We start from the raw sequence: 19,285 nt of genomic DNA on the forward strand, positions 1-19,285 counted from the left end.
GTGCGCGAAAGGACAAAGTTTAGATGCATAACGCTCTCACTTCGAACCGGCCACAATCCAGCGTGCGTCACGACGAAGCCAACGCCTTGACCAAAGCCTGCTTCGTGTTCGATTGCCTCTCGAACGAGTACGTTCTTGACGAATCCTATGCTCAAGCCTGCCTCGAGGCAGGTGTAAATGCCACGAACGTCACCTTTGCGGCCGAGCTCGATTGGGATGGCACGCTGAAGCTCTGGGAGAAGTATCTTGAGAAGATTGATAAAAGCCCGCTGCTTCACCTCGCCCTCAACAGCGCCGATGTCGAGCGCGCACAGACTGAGGGGAAACTGGCTGTCATCCCCGGTACCCAAGGCGCCTCGATGATCGACGATCAGCTCTGGCGGTTGTCTCTTTTGTTCCGGCTTGGACTGCGGTTCATTGGTCTGACCTATTCTCAGTCGAACAGGCTCGCAGCCGGTTGCGGTGAGTTCAACGATGCAGGTTTGAGCTTTCTCGGGAAGGAGTTCGTCGCCGCCGTCAACGATCTGCCAATGTTTCTCGATCTCTCCCATACCGGCCACGAATCCCGACGGCAGGCCATAGAACTCGCTAAAAACCCGACATTCACGCATGCCAATGCCTACAGCGTTACCGCCAACGATCGCAACGTCAAGGACGCGGAACTGCGGGCGGTCGTCGAAAAGGGCGGCATGGTGGGGCTCTGCTGCCTGCCGAGCACGGTCCGCAAGAGTCAGGCGACCGTCACAGATCTCATCGACCATGCCGATTATCTCGTCTCGACATTTGGCGTGGAAATCTGTGGTCTCGGTCTCGATTACAGCGATGGCTATATCGATTCGAGAGTTCAGCCGCCGGAGTCCATTCGCTGGCGGACGCTGAGGCCCGATGTGTTCGGTACAAACCACGACTTCTTCAACCTCAAATACCCGCAAGGGGTGGAGACCATCAAGGGGCTGCCGAACATCACCGCCACACTTCTGGATCGCGGTTATTCGACCGACCAGATTTCGGCAATCCTCGGAGGCAACTGGATGCGCACCATTCGCAACGTGCTAGGGTGATTACCTATACCAGATGACGTGCCACTCCCAGCGGAGCAGTGCACAGATCTGCTTCGGCCCGCCAATGCGACGCAAGTCATCGCACCATCGGCCGAAACGGAATTGAAGGGCACCGTTTCGCAAACGGCGCCCTGACAATTGGCTTCTACGCGACCGATAAGGTCAAGCTAGCGAGAAAAGCTGAGCCGGCCGAACCCGGCACCCTTCGACTTTGAACCTGTTTACGCCGGTTATCATCTGCGCGAAAATCAAGCGGGCAAATTACTCGCGACTGCCGAGACTATTTAGAAGGCAGGTTCGCCTTTCCCTCCCTTTGCAATGTCCAGGAGCGCGCGGGAGCGCATAGGCTCCGTTTAGATCATCGGTCGTCGTATGCTCGATCGGAAACGTGACGCATGGTGCGCCAGAGATCATGCTTGACAAAGTTCCAGAGCGCGTTGCCGCCTAATTGGCCTTTCGATCAGTACAACTCCCATTCGAACGACCGGTACGGCGGATCCAGAGGGGAGTGCCTGCCGAGGGCCATTCTGCCGCTCGATCATGAGAATTCCGGGTCCACGCTCGCACCGGCCATGGCTCCTCCCTATCCAAAGTAACCCATCGCAGAACTGATGATGTGAAATCGAATTATTCGATGATCGTCACCCGACTGTCATGTCCGCTCGATAATCCACCCCCGAACGAATAGCCTTAGCGGCGCGACAAAGTGGGACCGGAGTGCTGTCCCGTTCTGATCGCCTTGCTCGAATTCGGTACGCCTTGGCTAGGTTGAGGCATCCTCATTTCTAACAACCGCAAACATTGGGGCAGGAACTGACCATGAGTAATTTCTCACTCACGAGACGACAGCTTATCGCAACGGGTGTCGCAAGTCTGCTGGCCGCCTCTGGGACGCCGTTCGCTCGGGCGCTGGCTGCTGAGCGAAAGACCCTCAAGATCGGCATGTCCGGCTTCCCACCCGCCGTCGAGCCTGTTCTCTACGCTCACACCGCGACCCGGCGCATTGCGCCGCAAATGTTCGACACTCTCATCGCCTTCGACCAGACGCCCGAGATGGGGCTGCGCCCGGGCTTGGCGGAACGGTGGGAGCGGGTGGATGGCAAGTCGCTTCGCCTCTTACTGCGAAAGGGCGTGACGTTCCACGACGGCGGTCCGTTTACGGCGGAGGATGTCGCCTTCAGCTTCAGCCCAGAACACCTGCTTGGGCCGGACATGGCAGGCAAGGTTACCGCCATGCAGACGATGGACACGATCGCCAAGGTCGTTATCGTCGACAGCCATACCGTCATCGTTCACGCGAAGGCCGATGATGCGCTTCTCGAGAAGCGGCTGGCCTCCTGGGGTTCCGAGATCGTCAGCAAGCGCGCATTTGAAGCGGCAGGCTCCTGGGATGCCTGGACCGCTGCGCCGGTCGGAACGGGACCCTACCGCATCGTCAGTCAAACGCTTGACGTCGAAGTCAAGCTTGCCGCGCACGACTCCTACTGGGGTGGCTTGCCGCCATTTTCAGGCATTCACTTCCGGGTCATTCCGGAACTGGCCTCGCGCATGAATGCACTGCTGGCCGGAGAGGTCGACTTCATCACTGACATTGCACCGGATATGTTCGCAGAGATCGAGAAACATCCGGAACTGGAAGTCACCGGCGGACCGGTTCAGAACATCCGTTATCTCGCAATCGACGCCACCGGGCCGGTCCTTGAAAAAGTTGGCGTCCGGCGTGCCATGAGCCTCGGACTCGATCGCAAGGCACTCGTACAAGCGCTGTGGCAGGACAGGCTGCCGATTCCGAACGGCTTTCAATTCCCGAGCTTCGGCGAGGCCTATATTGAGGACTTCCCCGCCCTGGCGTACGATCCCGACCTGGCGCGCAAGCTGCTCGCCGAGAGTGGCTACAACGGCGAAACCATCACCTACAAGCTTCTGAACAACTATTATCCCGCTCAGGTCTCGGGTGCCCAGATCATGGTGGAGATGTGGCGGGCCGTCGGTATCAATGTTGAAATCCAGATGATGGAGAATTTCGCGCAGATCCAGACGAAGCCGGTTCATGCGATCTATGACAGCTCGTCAACCGCCATCTTCCCGGACCCGCTCGCCCACGCCTGGCGCGAATTCGGGCCGAAGGGGACCTTGCCGAAGGGAAGCATTTGGAAGAACGAAGAATATTTCGGGCTTGGCGAGAAGCTTAAGGAAAGCGCCGATCCTCAAGCGCGCCGGTCGATTATTCGCCGGATGCTCGAGATCGTCGATCGTGACGATCCGCCTTGCGTGATCCTGCACGGCTCCGGTCAGTTCTATGGCAAACGCAAGGACGTCGCCTGGGCCCCGGGTCAGACACTCGACCTCAACTTCGGTCCGTTCAACGCCGCCCACACGCAGAACTGATGAGCACGCGAGGAGGGGCGGCAATGGGAAATCTCGCCGGCTGCGCAACAGGATACGTCTTCCCGGCGGCTCCTGCCCCGCAACCATTGCTCGTGATCGAAGGGATGACCGTCGACTTCAACGGTGTGAGGGTTCTGCGGGGGATCGACCTCACGCTCGCAAGAGGCGAAGCGCTCGGGATCGTCGGCGAGTCCGGCAGCGGCAAGTCGGTGACCTGGCTTGCTGCGCTCGGGCTCCTGCCCCGCTCGGCGACGGTGTCGGGTAGCGTCCGGTTGGACGGGGAGGAGATGCTCGGCGCAGCCGCATCGCGCCTCGACCGGATCAGGGGTGGGCGCGTCGCGATGATCTTCCAGGATCCGTCGAGCGCGCTCAATCCCGTCCTACGCATCGGTCGTCAGATCGGCGAGGTTCTGGCGCGCCATCACGGCGTGTCGGGATCAAACATAAGGGCCGAGGCAAAGCGCCTATTCGACCTCGTAGGCCTGCCGGACGCCGCACGTCGGTTCGATGCCTATCCGCATGAACTGTCGGGCGGCCAGAATCAGCGGGTGATGATCGCCATGGCGCTCGCCGGAAAACCGGACGTACTGGTTGCCGACGAGCCGACAACCGCGCTCGACGCCACGATCCAGGCCCAGATCCTCGACCTCCTGACCACCATCCGGCGCGAAACGGGCATGGCTCTCGTTCTCATCAGCCACGATCTCGGTGTCGTTTCCGAAACCTGCGACCGAATCATAGTCATGTATACCGGCAGTGTCGTCGAGACGGCGCCTGCTGACGCGATCTTCGCAAGCCCACGGCATCCCTATACGCAAGGTCTGCTTGCTGCCTTGCCGCCTTTTGAAGGTGCGTTGCACCGGCTGGTTCCGATCGAAGGACAGGTGCCGGACCCGACGAACTTGCCGCCGGGATGCGCGTTCGCGCCACGCTGCCCGAAACGCTTGGCAGTGTGCGAGGAAGCGGTTCCGCCGCTAGCGCAACCCGAGAACGGCCGCTTCTCAGCCTGCATCGCAGCAACCGTCCAGCCCGCGCGGCTCTCCTTGAAACTCAATACAAGCGTGCTGGCATGACTGCAAACATTCTTGAACTCAGCGGTATTTCCCGCAGCTATTCGACGCGGCAGGGTCTGTTCGGAAAGAGAGTCCCTGTCCGCGCTGTCGATGACGTCTCTCTTTCCCTCCAGGAGGGGCAGACGCTGGCGCTGGTCGGCGAATCGGGTTCGGGCAAATCGACCACGGGACGGATCGCGCTCGGCCTCGAACGGCCGAACAGCGGACATGTGCTCTTTCGTGGGTCTGAACTACCGCCCGCCGACACCCCGGCATGGCGCCGAATGCGCGCGCAAATGCAGATGATCTACCAGGATCCGCTCGCCGCGCTCGACCGCCGACTGCCAATCCTCGACCAAACCCGTGAACCGCTCGATATTCATGACGTCGGCCCTGCATCCGAGCGGAACGACAAGGCGCTGGCCATGCTTGACGCGGTTGGCCTGAATGCCGGTCACGCGGCAAGCCTGCCATCGCAGCTCTCGGGTGGGCAGCGGCAACGCGCTGTTCTTGCTCGTGCGCTGATCATGAAACCGTCGCTGCTGGTCTGCGACGAGCCGGTTTCGGCCCTCGACGTTTCGATCCAGGCCCAGGTCGTGAACCTGCTCATGGACCTCCAAAGGGACTTGCAGCTCAGTCTCCTGTTCATCAGTCACGATCTGAAAGTGGTGCGCCAGGTCAGTCAGCGCATGGCGGTGATGTATCTCGGCCGAATCGTCGAGTATGGCGAGACGCGTCTTTTGCTCTCCAACTCTGTCCATCCCTACACTAGGGCGCTGATCTCGGCGGTTCCTGTTGCTGGCCGGCGCACGCGCGAGCGCATCATTCTCACAGGCGAGCCACCCAACCCCGCAGCCCGGCCGGCCGGCTGCGCGTTCCATCCGCGCTGTCCCATCGCACGGTCGGAATGCGCAAATGTCTCCCCCGCATTCACAACGCTGCCGGACGGACGGTCCGTCGCCTGCCATGCCGTTGATGGCCACCCGCCGATCGAGGAGGTTGGAGTCTGATGTTCCGGTTCTTTGCAATCCGCGTCCTGCGCGCCGTTCTGACGGTGGCGCTGGTGGTTACCTTTGCCTTCATCGTGCTGAGGCTCTCTGGAGATCCGGCCCGCAGCATCATGGGTGACGACGCCTCGCCCGAGGCCATGACAGCCTTTCGCCGCGAGTGGGGTCTCGATCAGCCCCTCTGGATGCAATATTTCCACTACTTCGCAGCTATCTTTGAGGGCGAGCTCGGCCGGTCGATGCGTGGCGGCGTGCCTGCGCTCGACCTTGTTCTGGAACGTATCCCGGCAACGCTCATGCTGACGCTGCCTGCCTTTCTGATGAAGTTGGCGATCGGCATTCCCGCGGGTGTCTATGCCGCCTTGTACCGCGACAGCGTCATCGATCGGGCCGTCATGGTTACGGCAGTCGCTGGCTACACGGTTCCAAGCTTCGTGCTCGGCCTTGTTCTGGTCCAACTCCTCGCCATCTGGGTCGCGTGGCTGCCGACCGGCGGTACGGGCGGTCTGCAGCATCTCATCCTGCCAATCATCACGCTCGGCGTCGGCGGGGCCGCTGTTCTTGCCCGCTTCGTTCGAAGCGCAATGCTGGAAGTTCTCGGGCAGCCATACATCCGGGCTGCCAGCGCCAAGGGAATACCCTGGGCCTCGGTGGTACGCGGTCATGCCCTGCCGAATGCCGCTATTCCGACCGTTACCATTGTCGGCTTCATGGTCGGCAATCTGATCGCAGGTTCGGTTGTGGTCGAGAGCGTGTTCTCCTGGCCAGGAGTCGGCAATCTGCTGGTCGTATCGGTAGCCGCGCGTGATCTGGCTGTCGTGCAGAGCATCTTGTTGCTCGTCGCCGCGGCGATGGTGTTTTCCAACCTCATCGTCGACTTCCTCTACGGCGTCCTCGATCCACGCCTTGCCAATGGCAACACGGGTGGAGACCACTGAGATGGACATGATGGAAAAAGTCAGCGAAACGGCGCTTACCAAGCCAAAGATAACGAAACAGCGCCGGTTACCCGTCTCGGTCATCCTAAGCTTGCTCTGGACCGGGGTTGTGGTGCTCGTCGCTGTGCTCGCCAACCACATCGCCCCTTACCAATACACCGCTCTCGACCTGCCGAACCGGCTGGCTTCGCCCTTCCACCCGAAACATTTGCTCGGAACCGACGAACTGGGGCGGGATGTGCTATCGCGTTTGATCTTCTCCGTCCGGATCTCGGTTCTGGTCGCTCTGGGGGCTACCGTGATCTCGGCCTGTTTCGGCACGGCGATGGGCTTCGCTGCGGCTCACTTTCGCGGACGCGTCGAGCAGTCCATCCTGATGCTCGCGGACTTCCAAGCCGCCATGCCTTTCCTCATTCTGTCCCTCTCAGTGCTTGCATTTTTCGGCAATGCCTTGCCGCTGTTCATCGGACTAATGGGGCTTTACGGCTGGGAACGCTATGCCCGTATCGCACGCGGTCTTGCGATCGCCGCCAGCGCGCAAGGATACGCCGGCGCCGTCCGCCAGTTGGGAGCGAGCCCGTCACTCGTGTATCTGCGGCATATCCTGCCGAACATCTCCTCGACCCTCATCGTATCCATGACGCTCACCTTTCCGGAGATCATCCTCATGGAAAGCAGCTTGTCGTTTCTTGGACTGGGCGTCCAGCCCCCGATGACGAGTCTTGGCAACATGGTCGGCTATGGGCGGGAGTACATGACACGAGCCCCCTGGATCATGTTTGCGCCTGCCGGACTCATCGTCATGACGACGCTTTCGATCAGCCTGTTGGGTGACTGGCTGCGCGACCGGCTGGAAAAGGGATTGCAGTGACGCCACTCGGCGAACATGGCCGCCCGTAGGGCAAGACGATCCGACAGATTTCGAGGTTTCACGAATGAGAACAATTGTTATCGGTGCGAGGGCCACTGGATGCTCCGTCGCATATCACCTGGCCAGGAGGGCGCGACCGTGACGGTCGTCGATCCAGAGGGCTTGAGGGGAGGTGCCACACTGACGAGCATTGCCTGGCTGAACTGCCATAACAAAAACCCGCAGAATTACTACCGTCTCGTGATGCGTAGAAACAGAGCGCATCGCGAGCTTGGCGATGAGATCGGCTGGGCGAACTGGCTGAGGCTGATGGGCGCCGTCGAATGGTGGCCGACGGGGACAGAGGAACCGAGGGAGCGCGCAGTTCGGCTTGATCGCCTGCGGTCCCGTGGACACCCCATCGAAATGCTAAGTGCCGACGATGTCCTCGCTCTCGAGCCGGACGTTTCCCGATCGAGCCTGGAGGGCTGTGTAGCCGTCTTTTACCCGACCGACGAGGCCGGTGTTACCGACCTCCTGGAACGGTCCGGGCGGATTGCAGGTGTTCGCTCTCGCGCCGGGCGCGAATTGAAAGCGGACCATGTCGTCAATTGCGCCGGCCGTGCCTCCAACACCATTGGTCTTCGTCTCGGCTATTCCGTTCCGCTCGAATGGAAACCGGGAATGACCGTGGCCACCGATCTATATCGCAACAATGTCAGCAGGGTCATCAATGCGCCGAAGATCCACATCAAGCCGGAGGGTGCCGGCCGTCTCCTCTTGCACGCGAAATCCGCCGATCGGCTGGTGGAAGCGGTCCTTCCAAGGTTGCAGAATGTCAAGATCGCGGATGTGAGGACTACGGTCAGGCCCTATCCTGCCGATGGAAAGCCCGTCTTCGGCACACTGCCGGGCGTTGACGGATATCACCTTGCGGTCATGCATTCGGGGGTTTCGTTGAGCCCGCTGATCGGCCGCGCGGCCGCGGAGGAAATCCTGCATGGCAGAGCATCAGCAGACTTCGAGGCCTATCCGCCGATGCGCTTCCAGGCTCAGTTGCAGCAGATGACAGCTAGCGGTGCCCATCAAGACCATATCTAAAGCAGGCTTCCAATGGCTTTTCTCCGCCCACTCAATCGTCAGCGCGCACAAGGCCTTATGGACCAGGAAGGCCTGGACGGAATCGTGCTGATCCAACCCGAATCAATCGTTTACGGCACAGGGGCACGTCCGGGCAGCGCCGCCGGCTGGCGACGGGCTGGCGCTGTTTTTGTGATCGTGCCTGCGGATGAGAGGGAACCGCTCACAGCGATTGTCGGCGATTTCTACGCAGAAGAGTTTCGAGCCGTTTCCGGAATTGATGACATCGTTACCTTTCCTGTCTGGGTCGATCTGATCGACATCAGCAAGATCCCATACGGGCGGCTCACCGAGCGCCTTTCGGCAGCACGCCCGCCGGAACAAGTATGTCCGAGACCGGCAAACTTTGATCGGCGACAAACATTTGCGCTGCTCGCCGAAGCTTTGGGTCGCCGTGGGCTCTCCACGGCTCGGCTCGGAACCGAGCACGCATTTTTGCCAGTTGCGGACCAGGCCTGCTTCACTGAGGCCTGCCCCGACGTGAGATGGTCCGACGCGTCGCGACTTGTTAGTCGTTTGCGGATGATCAAGACTGCCGAGGAAATCGAGCGGCTAAAACTCGCCGCTCAAGCTGCCGAGGCCGGCACAGCGGCTGCCATCGACCATATTCGGCCCGATTGCACTGCCGACGACCTCTTCGCGATTTTCCGCACCGCCTCTCAGCAACGCGCGGCTGAACTCGGATACAAGGGTGCGGTTTTGGCAAATGGCGCCATCACGATTGGGCCCGGTGCGACCGGCAAAGGTCGTGCAGCGGAGCGCGGAGACATCATCCGTCTCGACCTTGGCTGCGTCGTTGAAGGTTACACCTCCGATTGCGCACGCACGGCCGTGCTTGGCCCTCCAAGCCCTGATCAGCAGGCGATCTACGACGATTTGCACCACGCTTTCGAGATCGGCTTGGAACGCCTCCGTCCGGGAGTGCCATTGCGGGAGGTTCATGCAACGGCGATGGAGGCGATGCATGCTCGCGGCTTTGACATGTATTGCCGCGGCCATTTCGGCCACGGCCTCGGTGCGTCCGTCTTCGTTGAGGAATGGCCCTTCATCGCTGCAGACGAAGCGACGGAAATCGAAGCCGGCATGGTCCTGGCCTATGAGCTGCCCTGGTACGTTCGCGGCCTCGGCGCGTTCATGCTCGAAGATCAGTTCATTGTTGGCGCGCAGTCGGTTGAGGCCTGTTGGAGACTGTCGCGTAAGATAGCGATCTGCGACTGACGACCTTTTGCGCGCATCCTGCGTCGGCCACCTGAAAAGGAATTATCATGCAATTTGTCATTGTCAGCTTCGACGGCCTTCGGCGCGATCTCGTTTCGCCGGATCTGACGCCGAACCTCTGCCGCTTACAGTCCCTCGGCGTGACGCTGTCGGAGCATCGCACGATCTATCCGAGCGAGACCCGGTCAGCGTTTCCCAGTCTTGTGACTGGCTCCACAACGAGCCGACATGGCATGGTCGGCAACAAATATGTCGACCGCTCGGTTTCCCCGCCGCGCTGTATCGACACATCGGACGCAGTGCTCCTGCGCAGACTCGACCTTCAAAGCAGTGGGCGGCTGATGTCTGTGCCAACGCTAGGCGAAATATTAGCCGCCGCGGGGCGCAGCATGGCCGTTTTGGCCACCAACACGCCGGGCACGACACGCTTTTTCCACCACAAAGCAGAGGATTTCGGGCATGTCCGGCTCTCAGGCCATTTCCGGGAAGCCTGCACACCTGATGCGTTGCTTGCGGAAGCTGAAGCGCTTGTCGGCCCGCTGCCGCCGGAACCGCCTTATGTCGAGCCTGACAGGGCCGGGCAGGACTGGATCACCACGTCCTTTCTCGAGCTGATCTGGCCGAGATACCGGCCGGACATCACGGTTCTTTCCTATGGAGAACCCGACATTACCTCGCATTTTCATGGCACGGGAGCCGCGGCGACACGTGGCATCATCGCTCACTGTGACCGCCAATTTGGACGCGTGCTGGACTGGTGGGAATCAGAAGGTCGTGCGGAAGGCGTCCAGATCATCGCAATGTCTGATCACGGACACATCACCGGCCGCACACGCGTGTCGGTGATCGACAGCCTGCGTGAAACCGGGTTCCAAGCCAATACTGCCCCTGCGCCGAATGTCGATGTCGTGGTCGTGCCTGGGCAGGTCGGGGCACTCTATCTCGCGGAACCAAGCGACGAGCAGATTTCCCGGCTCGTGGCGACAATCACTGCACAGCCGTGGTGCGGCCCGGTCTTCACACGCGCGAAGAACCAAATCGAAGGCATCGCGCCGGGTAGCCTTGGCAGGCATCTGGTCTTTGCCGACCACCCGCGCGCACCGGACGTGTCTTTCTCCTTCCGAGTAGACGACGGCATCGATCCTTTTGGCCTCATTGGCGGAACATTCTACGATAATGATCGCCGCACGGGCCTGGGCGTTCATGGTGGACTACATCCAAAAGAACTTGCCGCCCTCGGCATAGTCGCCGGCTCGGCGTTCCCCGCATTAGATTCTATCTCAACAATCCCCTCCGGGATCTGCGACTTCGCACCGACCATTTTGCATCTTCTGGGCATCGCTGAGCCGAACACAATGACGGGGCGCGTACTACACGAGGTGCTTCGAGAGGCATCACGGCCGAAACCTGAGGTGCGGCAGGATGCTTTCGAGGCCAAGCTCGCGGGATTTCGCCAGGTTCTGCGGCGGGTTCACTTTGGACGAGCGACTTACATAATGAGCGGTGCGGCGGAAGGGTCATAGCCCGGCGTGTCACACATGCGTGTCGTGTGCAATCCTTAGATGGATGACCGAAACGGTCACCGCAGGTGACAAAAACCGCGATCAACTCTCATGAGTGTGGTGCACTTTGATGTTTGGAACTGATCTCTCTACAAAAGTGATTTGGGCAGCCCGCGGTCGATGACGTGACCTAGCCGTTGAGACAGGGACGATGTTGGCGCACTCCTCCTGCATGGCGAGCTCAATGAAAATGTGGTAATCACCTCCACATTAAGTTGCGCTCGGCCGCCTTTCGGTCACGGGTCACCTCCGAACTACAGCTTCGCACACACGCTTGATCGGAAACACGACTCACCATCCCGGAACTCCGCCCCGCCCGTACCACTCGCTTTCTGCAGATCGCTCACGTCGACTGAGTGCTCATTGCGGTTTTGCGCTGCAGCCGTGCCTTAGCAACGCTACAAGCTCCAAATACCGGAAAATATGTTCCGCGCTGCGTTCTGTGATAGCCCCTGCAAGATCGAGAGTTCGCCGCGGAGAGACGCGCATTTCTTGATATATCTAAGGATATATTGCTCACTGCGATTGATTTTCATTTGAAAGGCGTTCAATCTCACCTTAGATAGGATGAATGCTGATGAATAAAGATGCATTTATATCTAAGAGCGTTGGCTCAATTGAAGATACGACGAGGTCGCTCGGCGATCTGATTTCCACTAGCGATCTGGCTCCATTGTTGTACGACATACGCTTACTTGCTGCGCTGTTAATCTTTTTCCCGGTAGTTACTCCTGCATCATTCCGACAGATGGTCGACATCGCGTTTATCGCGCTAGGTTTTGCACGTGTTGCTTCACCGAACATGACATTGTTTGTGGCGATCAGGATGTTTGACATGCTCGCTTCGTCTGCCCTTGTCGAGCGAGGCAGCTCATGATGGGATATGACCCCAACTCTCCCCCACAAGGTCTTTTCCGTACTGCCCACGGTGCGGCCACGTCAATTTTCGGAATACTCGGCCATGCTTCTGATCAAGACATTGCTGCGATGGGCGAACACCTACAGCACAGGGGCCGCATGGCATATCGGCGGATCAACTCGTCTCTCGTGCTCGGAGGAACATTTTCAGATTCAAGGCATTTGAATGATTGGATCTCAGCAACAGATTCCATTATTTATTCGGGTCGTCCGTATGTCTCGTGCCATGATCAAGATGCGATTGAATTAAAGGACCTCTCCATTCCGAGTATACTAATGTATACGTTAGATAATTCATTCCCGTTGCGCAACCTTGGTGGCTCATATGCGGCGGTACTCTGGAACAGTTCTGACCGGAGCTTAGCCATAATTCGTGACCGCTTCGGAATTGAACCGCTTTTTATAGCTTCTGGGCAACACAGACACGCGTTTGCTTCCGAGTACAAGGCGTTACTGGCTCTGCCAGATGTTCCAGCTCAACCAAACAGAACTGCGGTTGCGGAACTCCAGCAATGTGGTTTTATTTCGCCACGCTCATGTTTTTTACAAGATATAAAGCCCGCTCTTTGCGGCGGCATCACCTTTCTAGATATCCATGGCAACTCGTCCGAAAAGCGCGACTCGCTTTTCGCACCGTCATCCGAAGACAACTCTTTTGGTGGGACGTTATCGGAGTTGAAGCAATTTTTCGGGAGAGCTGTTGAACAAATACCTAAAAATGGTCGCAGCTTTGGTATCGCCCTAAGCGGTGGAATCGACTCAGCAACTCTGGTCGGAGCGATCCGCTCTTCACATCCCACTGCCCATCTTCACACTTTCACTGTGGGATATGGCGCTGACGACCCGGAAATCTTGGGCGCCGCGGACACAGCAACATGTCTAGGCGCCTACCATCACAAGGTATACGTGTCACCGACGGCTGTATTTGATAGGCTCCCCATGGCTATCTACCACATGGAAGACCCGATCGGGAATGACGAATACGTATGCCTTGATCTGATGGCAAAGTACGCTGGAACGGTCGTTGACAGAATTATTCTCGGAAACGGAGCAGATGCTATATTCGCCGGCATGCCGCTTCATAGGCAAATATATGAGGCTCAAAACAATCCGGCGCTTCTAGAGGTATACCGGGCGCAATGGGCCTACGCATTTGAAGGAGGTGGATGCAAAAATCCGATTGATGAACAAAACCAGCGAGCAGGAAGAATCCCTCCTCCCGTAAGAGTTCTTCAATTCGACAACTCGGCATTGCGGCCACCTCCGTTTTCTCGGCAACGTCCCCGCCCCATAAACCTCGCCACTCATCTTCGCGCCGTCCTCGACGACTATGACGGCCGGATGGCGGGGCAACGTTTGATATTTGGAGCATATGGGCTTTCCGTTGAAATGCCGTATTTCGATCCCCTGTTGGTGCAAACCGCGTTTCAATTTCCCGTAGAATTGAATTTTGAAGACGGTCGATCAAAATCCCTGCTACGCGAGTGTGCGCGACATTTCTTGCCCTCTACACTTCTGGATAAAAAAAAGAACATTCAAGCCATGCCGGTGAATCTCGAATTCAGCGATAGGCTCGATGCGCTATGCGATTTCTATCTGAAGCCAAACGACGTTGCTCGGCGAGACCTATTTAGCCCGAGCGATGTGAAGCGTCTTCGGAGAAAACGGCGGCGTGTTCCGTACTCACGCGGAGAGGCCATGCGCCTTTGGCAGGTCCTCGTGACCGAAATCTGGGCTCGCTTATTTCTTGATGGTCGTGGCAGGCCTCGGTCCAGCTCAGTTTTGACTCCAAGTGTCAGATGAGCGCAGCATGAGAGGAAACAGAGATGAAACAAGATAAATTGGAACGCCCGACGGCCATGACGTTCGGTGACTTTTCAGATGTAGCGCAATACTACAGCGAACGTCCAGAGTACTCTTCGAGAATGGTAGAGTGTCTCCTTTCCTATGTTGATTGCCAGCGGGAGAGTTTCCGATTTGCAGACATCGGCGCCGGTACCGGCAATCTCACTAGAATGCTGCTACGGCGCGGTCTCTCCGGGTTCGCCATTGAGCCCAATGCGGCCATGCGTAGCGAAGGCGAACGTCAACTTAGACACGACGCACGCATTCAGTGGAAGCCTGGAACCGCAGACGATCCAATGCTGCCCGACCACTCGGTCGACTGGGTTGTCAATTCGGGCTCATTCGACTGGGCAACGCCAAGTATAGCTCTCCCCCGATACCATCGTATGCTGCGCCCGGGCGGCAGACTCACCGTCATCTGGGATCTCAGAGATCTCCGGCACGATCCTATAGAGCGGGCGATTGAGGATCTTATTTATGGGATGGTTCCGAATCTAACGCGAGCCTATGTGCGGGTGGAGCAGCTGATGAGCGAACTAGACCGAATTATAGTATCTACCGGTCACTTCACAGACGTTGTTTACATGGAGGCCGCTCATAGGGAGCGGATGGATTTGACACGATACATGCGCGTGTGGCGCGCAGTCCATGACATACCAAGTCAGGTGAGCGCTCAACGATGGCATCAAGTCCTAAAGGCCATCGAGTCCGCTGCATCGTCTTATGGTGTTCGCGACGTTGTCTATCGCTCAAGAAGTTGGACGGCAGTTCGGTCCGATTCATGACGCGTTCCTCGTCATCCCCCAACGCTTGTGGCGGCAATGATTCCGGTCCCGGGCGGTATCCATCGCTCGACGGAGGAACCGGGTCTTTTCAGGGTTCCAACCTCGCGCTTGACCATCTTTTCGATATCATGCTGCACCAGTATCGCCGCGAAGTCACGCGCGTTCGAGATGATGGTTACCAACCGTCCTGTTCCAAGATCCGATACGCCTCACGAAACATCCGCGGTGGGGCGACAAACTGGTAAGCGTTGCCGAGGAGGACCCCGTTTGCGCAGGCGTCTGCAAAACCGGGGTCCTTTGCGGTGACCCAATCGAACCGGCTCTCGTTGGGTGCCAATTCGTGGGTCACTGCCTGCACCGCGGGATTTGGCTCGACGGCGAAACCATCGACGTCGAGATGGCTGAAAGACCTTGGGTTCAGCACCGAGTTCTAACACTGCCGAAGGGTTTCGTCACGAACTGAGTGAGGACCTGGAGGCGACGGAGGATACGGCGTACTTTGGAGAGCCATAGTGTTCTCGTTGTCGAAAGACTACGAAAGGAACGCCCTTGCGAGCAAGGTGCTAGAAGCTAGCGTGCTGTAGATCACTAGGCCGAGGTACATCGCGCGACCTGGAGCTGGGATCCGCAGGGACGACACATGAAGACCTGCGAGCAGAACGAAGGCCGTGACCACGAGCGGCGAGAACACATTTTCGGGCAGCCATGCGCGGACGAGAAAGAATAGGGCAAGGATCGGCAGGTCGTATGACAGGGGAACGCCGGTAAAGCTGCCATCTGAAAGACCAAAGCTGTTAAAGTAGCTGAGCCTAATCGACCCGGCGAGGAGCATGAGCGGAACGATCAGTAATGAAGCGAGATTACCCTTCAACAACGCGAGGATCACTACGCTTGGCAGAACGGCGCCATAGATAATATCGGAGAATCCATCAAGGCTCTTGCCGATAGCGGCGACATCAGGGGAACGCCCAGGCGTTTTTCTTGCCAGAATCCCATCAAGCTGATCTGCGAGCATCGCCCAAAGACCGATCGCCGTGGCGGCCTCGATATCTCCTTGGAGTGCTAAATATATGGCGACGCCAGATGAGAGAATGCCGAAGGAAGTGACTGCGTTGGCGGGATCGATGAGGTAACGAAGCATCTCGGTTCTCCAAAGACCAGGTCGTCAGCATGCGAGATCGCTGACGAAATATCCCCCTCGACAATGCGCAGATCATTCGCGTTTTTTCCATTTGAGATCGTCACACCTGGCGCCGCAATCTGCGGCCTTCTGCTGATTGAGGCTGGATAGCAGTTCCTCTGTGTACGGCTCGATGACACAACCCCTGAAGATGTTGTGGTGGCGGGGGACGATCGTGCGGCGCAGGTGAGAAAGCATCACCTCAATCCCTCAAGGAGTTCTGTGCGGACATGGGCCTTACAACGGTTGGCGAGACCGCCTGCGAAAAGTCTTTCGGCAATCCGCAGGTCGGCTTCGCTGTCGATCTCGAACCAGCGGGTTTCCGAGCAGTCGACCGCCGAGAGAGCAAGTCCCCCGCGATCGATCAAGCTTGCTAGGATCTCTTCGACATAGGCCTTCATGGCGCCGGCCTGGATGGCTCGTCGCAACGCCGTCACCAACGAGGTGCGCGAGGTCGCGGGTGAAAATGCCGTGACATTGATGCATTTAAAGAGGTTGCTCGCCTGCGCGGCTTGAGGCGTCTGGTTCATGACGAACGCAGTCACTAGGCCATTGGCGTCGAGGTTCACCGCTGAGCCGCTCATGTCTGCGGTAAACGATGCGACGGCCGCAAGATTCTGGTCAGCCGACGAACGAGTGTGGAGCGTACGTTTCAGTACCTCACCCTCAAAAAAGACATCGCCCTCAATGAACACTGTGTCGCCGGCAAGTAGTGTTTCGCGCGCCATCCACAACGAGTAAGCGCTGCCCGTGCGATCAAAGACGGGATTGGTGACATACGCAATGTCAACATCTTTAAACCGATGGCCGCAAGCCTCTCGGATCGCCTCCTGCCTATAGCCGACAACGATCGTCGCCTTAAGCACTCCGTGGTCGGAGAGTTGGTTCAACGTGTTGTGAAGGATCGGCATTCCAAGTACCTCGACGAGCGGCTTCGGCACAAGGTCCGTATAGGGGCGTAGACGGGAGCCAAGACCCGCCGCCAAGATCACCGCCTGCTTTATCTTTGTCATTTTGTTCTCCGCTTTGGGCGACTGGAATCAGGCGGCGGACTGACGATTCTTCAGTGAATTGAGCGTGTCGACCACCTTCTCGAGCGCAGGGATCAACCGCTCGGGCGGGGCGCCAAACGAAAGACGTAGACCATCCGGGTCGCCAAACGTTGATCCCGCAACCGAGGCCACGCCGGCCTCTTCAAGCAGAAGTCGTGAAATGTCGCTCCCGGTGCGGACAGAGCTGCCGGCGGGTAGTTTCGCGAGCAATCCGCTCAGATCGAGATAGAAGAAGAATGATCCATCGGCCTGCGGCGCAGCAACGTCGACAAGCCCCGACAGCATCTTGAGGCCGTCCTGGCGCGCCTTCGCCAGCCGTTCATGCATCTCTCGCTCGAATGTCCCGTCCGAAACGGAAAGGTGATGCAAGATCGCGTGCTGAGCGATCACATTGGCATTTGACGTCGTATGGCTTTGGAGCTTCCGTGCTGCAGAAACGATTTCCGGAGGCGCAGCGAAGTACCCGAGACGCCATCCTGTGACCGCGAGTTCTTTCGAGAAGGCGTTGACCAGAACTGTCCGCGTCCGGATGCCGGGATGACTTGTGACAATCGATTCGGGCCCTTTACCGCTGAAAACGAAGTTCGAATAGCATTCGTCCGAAATGATCCATAGTTTGTAGCCAATGGCCAGGTCGCCCATCGCTTGCAAGGTGGCCCGGTCATAAACTGCGCCCGTCGGATTGTTCGGCGAATTGAGAATAATTGCCTTCGTTCGCGAGGTGACGGCAGCACGAATGCTTTCGATCGACGGAATGTAGTCGGGCGCCTTCACATCAACGAATACCGGCTTGGCGCCAGCAAGCAGCACCTGCGACGGAAATGTCGGCCAGCATGGGCGGAAGATGATGACTTCGTCGCCGGGATCGAGAATCGCAAAAGCCGCATCGAGTAGAGCCTGCTTCGCTCCGTTGGTAACGGCGATATTCTCGGCAGTCCATGCAACGCGCGTATTCTTCGTCAGCTTTTCGGCAATGGCCTCCCGCAACGGCGAGACACCAATCGAGTCGGTGTATCGGTTGGTGCCGGCCTCGATCGCCGCGATGGCGCCTTCTCGTACCGTTCTCGGCGGCGCGATGATCACCTCGCCGGCGGCAAGATCGACAATCTGCCTTCCGGTTGCTGCGGCAACTTTGGCCGCGTCGCGAGCCGCTGCCGTGCCCGATCCCGAGAGTAGAGTCATCCTTTGCGCGAGCATGCGCGCCTCCTTACATCCATTTTTATTGGCGGTACCGTTTCTCGGGCGGACAGGCGTCCGCCAGCGCCGTCACCCAGGCTTTGGCAGATAGCGATCCTCGGCCGATGCCAATTCGTCATAACGCAGGAGATCTAACACCTCGTCGAGCGTGGCGACCTCAGGCTCAATCCCGGCAATGCTCTCCTCGGCGACTATGCGACCGCAGACTGCACGCATACTGGCGACCGCAGCGCGCATCGCATGATTGGCCCAGATCACCGTCGAGATGGCTGCCTTCCGGTAAGTATCGACCGGCGTACGGTAATACTTCGTCGGCACGATTACGATCGGCAGCTGGTTCCATTGCTGCGCGAAGGCCAGGATTTCGTGAGCATCGCTCTTGCCCGAATGGATCAGAACCGCATCCGCGCCAGCGTCCGCGTAGGCGTCCGCGCGCAGCAGCGCCTCGTCGAGGCCATAGCCGGCGATCAGCGCCTCAATCCGGGCGACTAGAACGAGATCGTTCCCGGTCGCATCTTTCACCGCCTTCAGTCGCCCGGAGAACTCGCTCACATCGGCGAGCGGATGGCGGCTGCCGACGAAGGAGTTCATCTTTGGAAACGTCTTGTCTTCCAGGCAGACGCCGGCGGCGCCGCGCTGCAGGAGTTTCGTCGCCAGCAGGCGCGCATTGTTGAAATTGCCGAAGCCGGTATCGCCGTCGACAAGGATTGGTAGCCCGCTTGCATCGGCCATCCGTTCCACAACGCCAACCAGGTCGGTCCAGCTCGCCTCGTTCGCATCGCGATAACCGAGCGCCGACGAGATCGAAAGGCCGGAAGCCCAAAGGCCTTTGAAGCCCGCCTGTGCGGCGATCGCCGACGAAATTCCGTCATGCGCCTCCATGAGAAACGTGAGGTCACTCGACAGCATCAACTCGAGAAGCGTTGTCGTCGGATCCTCAAGAGGACCTACCGGTTTGGGAATGTAAACGGTCTGGTTCACTGCATTCCTCCTGATGAAAACTCAGAATGAATGTGTTTGTAGAGTATAGCAATAGCAAAAACTCAGGGTCATAATATTTTTCGGGCCATATTAACGAATATCAAGAAAGTT

17 protein-coding genes and 1 pseudogene are annotated in these 19,285 nt (G+C 58.4%); 13 read left to right on the forward strand and 5 right to left on the reverse strand.

Going from position 1 to position 19,285, the window contains the following annotated elements; all coding sequences use genetic code 11:
- Positions 1-23 precede the first annotated feature (23 nt).
- The 13 genes and pseudogenes from AYK65_RS20405 to AYK65_RS33930 all read left to right on the forward strand — a co-directional run bounded on the left by AYK65_RS20405 (position 24) and on the right by AYK65_RS33930 (position 14,764).
- Positions 24-1,061, forward strand: a complete 1,038-nt coding sequence (locus tag AYK65_RS20405; RefSeq protein ID WP_081160088.1) for a membrane dipeptidase — start codon at positions 24-26, stop codon at positions 1,059-1,061.
- Between the two features lie 819 nt (positions 1,062-1,880).
- Positions 1,881-3,449, forward strand: coding sequence for an ABC transporter substrate-binding protein (locus AYK65_RS20410; protein WP_081160090.1), 1,569 nt, complete (start codon positions 1,881-1,883; stop codon positions 3,447-3,449).
- Positions 3,450-3,472: 23 nt separating this feature from the next.
- Positions 3,473-4,522 carry an ABC transporter ATP-binding protein gene (locus AYK65_RS20415; protein WP_081160091.1) on the forward strand — a complete coding sequence of 350 codons (1,050 nt, stop codon included), beginning with the start codon at positions 3,473-3,475 and terminating at the stop codon, positions 4,520-4,522.
- Entirely contained in the window at positions 4,519-5,511 is a 993-nt protein-coding gene (locus AYK65_RS20420; RefSeq protein ID WP_081160093.1) for an ABC transporter ATP-binding protein, read from the forward strand. The genes AYK65_RS20415 and AYK65_RS20420 overlap by 4 nt, the downstream gene beginning before the upstream one ends.
- Positions 5,511-6,446 carry an ABC transporter permease gene (locus tag AYK65_RS20425; protein ID WP_081160094.1) on the forward strand — a complete coding sequence of 312 codons (936 nt, stop codon included), beginning with the start codon at positions 5,511-5,513 and terminating at the stop codon, positions 6,444-6,446. Before AYK65_RS20420 ends, AYK65_RS20425 begins: the two co-directional genes overlap by 1 nt.
- A 10-nt stretch (positions 6,447-6,456) precedes the next feature.
- Positions 6,457-7,317 (forward strand): ABC transporter permease, encoded by an 861-nt coding sequence (locus AYK65_RS20430; protein ID WP_420810259.1) that lies wholly within the window; start codon positions 6,457-6,459, stop codon positions 7,315-7,317.
- A gap of 138 nt (positions 7,318-7,455) precedes the next feature.
- Entirely contained in the window at positions 7,456-8,397 is a 942-nt protein-coding gene (locus tag AYK65_RS20435) for an NAD(P)/FAD-dependent oxidoreductase (RefSeq protein WP_172402044.1), read from the forward strand.
- Between the two features lie 12 nt (positions 8,398-8,409).
- Positions 8,410-8,688: pseudogene (locus AYK65_RS33925) on the forward strand (aminopeptidase P family N-terminal domain-containing protein); the annotation flags it as partial.
- Positions 8,689-8,958: 270 nt separating this feature from the next.
- Positions 8,959-9,654 carry a M24 family metallopeptidase gene (locus tag AYK65_RS33150; RefSeq protein WP_244560040.1) on the forward strand — a complete coding sequence of 232 codons (696 nt, stop codon included), beginning with the start codon at positions 8,959-8,961 and terminating at the stop codon, positions 9,652-9,654.
- 47 nt (positions 9,655-9,701) lie between these two features.
- Complete coding sequence (locus AYK65_RS20445) at positions 9,702-11,177, forward strand: alkaline phosphatase family protein (RefSeq protein ID WP_081160101.1); 1,476 nt, start codon at positions 9,702-9,704, stop codon at positions 11,175-11,177.
- A 616-nt stretch (positions 11,178-11,793) separates the two neighbouring features.
- A complete protein-coding gene (locus AYK65_RS20450; RefSeq protein WP_139793266.1) occupies positions 11,794-12,093 on the forward strand; it encodes a hypothetical protein in 300 nt (99 codons plus the stop codon).
- Positions 12,090-13,937, forward strand: coding sequence for an asparagine synthetase B family protein (locus AYK65_RS20455; protein WP_081160105.1), 1,848 nt, complete (start codon positions 12,090-12,092; stop codon positions 13,935-13,937). Before AYK65_RS20450 ends, AYK65_RS20455 begins: the two co-directional genes overlap by 4 nt.
- A 122-nt stretch (positions 13,938-14,059) precedes the next feature.
- Positions 14,060-14,764 carry a class I SAM-dependent methyltransferase gene (locus tag AYK65_RS33930; protein WP_420810260.1) on the forward strand — a complete coding sequence of 235 codons (705 nt, stop codon included), beginning with the start codon at positions 14,060-14,062 and terminating at the stop codon, positions 14,762-14,764.
- Between the two features lie 175 nt (positions 14,765-14,939).
- Here the strand turns inward: AYK65_RS33930 and AYK65_RS33935 are convergent, their stop codons facing one another.
- From AYK65_RS33935 to aepX, 5 genes are all read right to left on the reverse strand, one after another.
- A complete protein-coding gene (locus AYK65_RS33935) occupies positions 14,940-15,188 on the reverse strand; it encodes a methyltransferase domain-containing protein (protein ID WP_081160110.1) in 249 nt (82 codons plus the stop codon).
- 108 nt (positions 15,189-15,296) lie between these two features.
- On the reverse strand, positions 15,297-15,905 hold the full coding sequence (locus tag AYK65_RS20470; protein ID WP_081160112.1) for a CDP-alcohol phosphatidyltransferase family protein: 609 nt from the start codon (positions 15,903-15,905) through the stop codon (positions 15,297-15,299).
- A 236-nt stretch (positions 15,906-16,141) separates the two neighbouring features.
- Complete coding sequence (locus AYK65_RS20475; RefSeq protein WP_081160115.1) at positions 16,142-16,957, reverse strand: phosphocholine cytidylyltransferase family protein; 816 nt, start codon at positions 16,955-16,957, stop codon at positions 16,142-16,144.
- A gap of 27 nt (positions 16,958-16,984) precedes the next feature.
- Complete coding sequence (locus AYK65_RS20480) at positions 16,985-18,193, reverse strand: aminotransferase class I/II-fold pyridoxal phosphate-dependent enzyme (RefSeq protein WP_081160118.1); 1,209 nt, start codon at positions 18,191-18,193, stop codon at positions 16,985-16,987.
- Positions 18,194-18,262: 69 nt separating this feature from the next.
- On the reverse strand, positions 18,263-19,102 hold the full coding sequence (gene aepX, locus AYK65_RS20485) for a phosphoenolpyruvate mutase (protein ID WP_081160225.1): 840 nt from the start codon (positions 19,100-19,102) through the stop codon (positions 18,263-18,265).
- Positions 19,103-19,285: the final 183 nt, after the last annotated feature.

Source organism: Ensifer aridi, from assembly GCF_002078505.1.
In the GTDB taxonomy this organism is placed as follows: domain Bacteria; phylum Pseudomonadota; class Alphaproteobacteria; order Rhizobiales; family Rhizobiaceae; genus Sinorhizobium; species Sinorhizobium aridi.

Excerpts from the sequence above, each read along its gene's own strand:
- AYK65_RS20405 (WP_081160088.1), top strand. The coding sequence starts at position 24 with ATGCATAACGCTCTCACTTCGAACCGGCCACAATCCAGCGTGCGTCAC.
- AYK65_RS20410 (WP_081160090.1), top strand. The coding sequence starts at position 1,881 with ATGAGTAATTTCTCACTCACGAGACGACAGCTTATCGCAACGGGTGTC.
- AYK65_RS20415 (WP_081160091.1), top strand. The coding sequence starts at position 3,473 with ATGGGAAATCTCGCCGGCTGCGCAACAGGATACGTCTTCCCGGCGGCT.
- AYK65_RS20420 (WP_081160093.1), top strand. The coding sequence starts at position 4,519 with ATGACTGCAAACATTCTTGAACTCAGCGGTATTTCCCGCAGCTATTCG.
- AYK65_RS20425 (WP_081160094.1), top strand. The coding sequence starts at position 5,511 with ATGTTCCGGTTCTTTGCAATCCGCGTCCTGCGCGCCGTTCTGACGGTG.
- AYK65_RS20430 (WP_420810259.1), top strand. The coding sequence starts at position 6,457 with ATGGAAAAAGTCAGCGAAACGGCGCTTACCAAGCCAAAGATAACGAAA.
- AYK65_RS33150 (WP_244560040.1), top strand. The coding sequence starts at position 8,959 with ATGATCAAGACTGCCGAGGAAATCGAGCGGCTAAAACTCGCCGCTCAA.
- AYK65_RS20445 (WP_081160101.1), top strand. The coding sequence starts at position 9,702 with ATGCAATTTGTCATTGTCAGCTTCGACGGCCTTCGGCGCGATCTCGTT.
- AYK65_RS20450 (WP_139793266.1), top strand. The coding sequence starts at position 11,794 with ATGAATAAAGATGCATTTATATCTAAGAGCGTTGGCTCAATTGAAGAT.
- AYK65_RS20455 (WP_081160105.1), top strand. The coding sequence starts at position 12,090 with ATGATGGGATATGACCCCAACTCTCCCCCACAAGGTCTTTTCCGTACT.
- AYK65_RS33930 (WP_420810260.1), top strand. The coding sequence starts at position 14,060 with ATGGTAGAGTGTCTCCTTTCCTATGTTGATTGCCAGCGGGAGAGTTTC.
- AYK65_RS20470 (WP_081160112.1), bottom strand. The coding sequence starts at position 15,905 with ATGCTTCGTTACCTCATCGATCCCGCCAACGCAGTCACTTCCTTCGGC.
- AYK65_RS20475 (WP_081160115.1), bottom strand. The coding sequence starts at position 16,957 with ATGACAAAGATAAAGCAGGCGGTGATCTTGGCGGCGGGTCTTGGCTCC.
- AYK65_RS20480 (WP_081160118.1), bottom strand. The coding sequence starts at position 18,193 with ATGCTCGCGCAAAGGATGACTCTACTCTCGGGATCGGGCACGGCAGCG.
- aepX (WP_081160225.1), bottom strand. The coding sequence starts at position 19,102 with ATGCTGTCGAGTGACCTCACGTTTCTCATGGAGGCGCATGACGGAATT.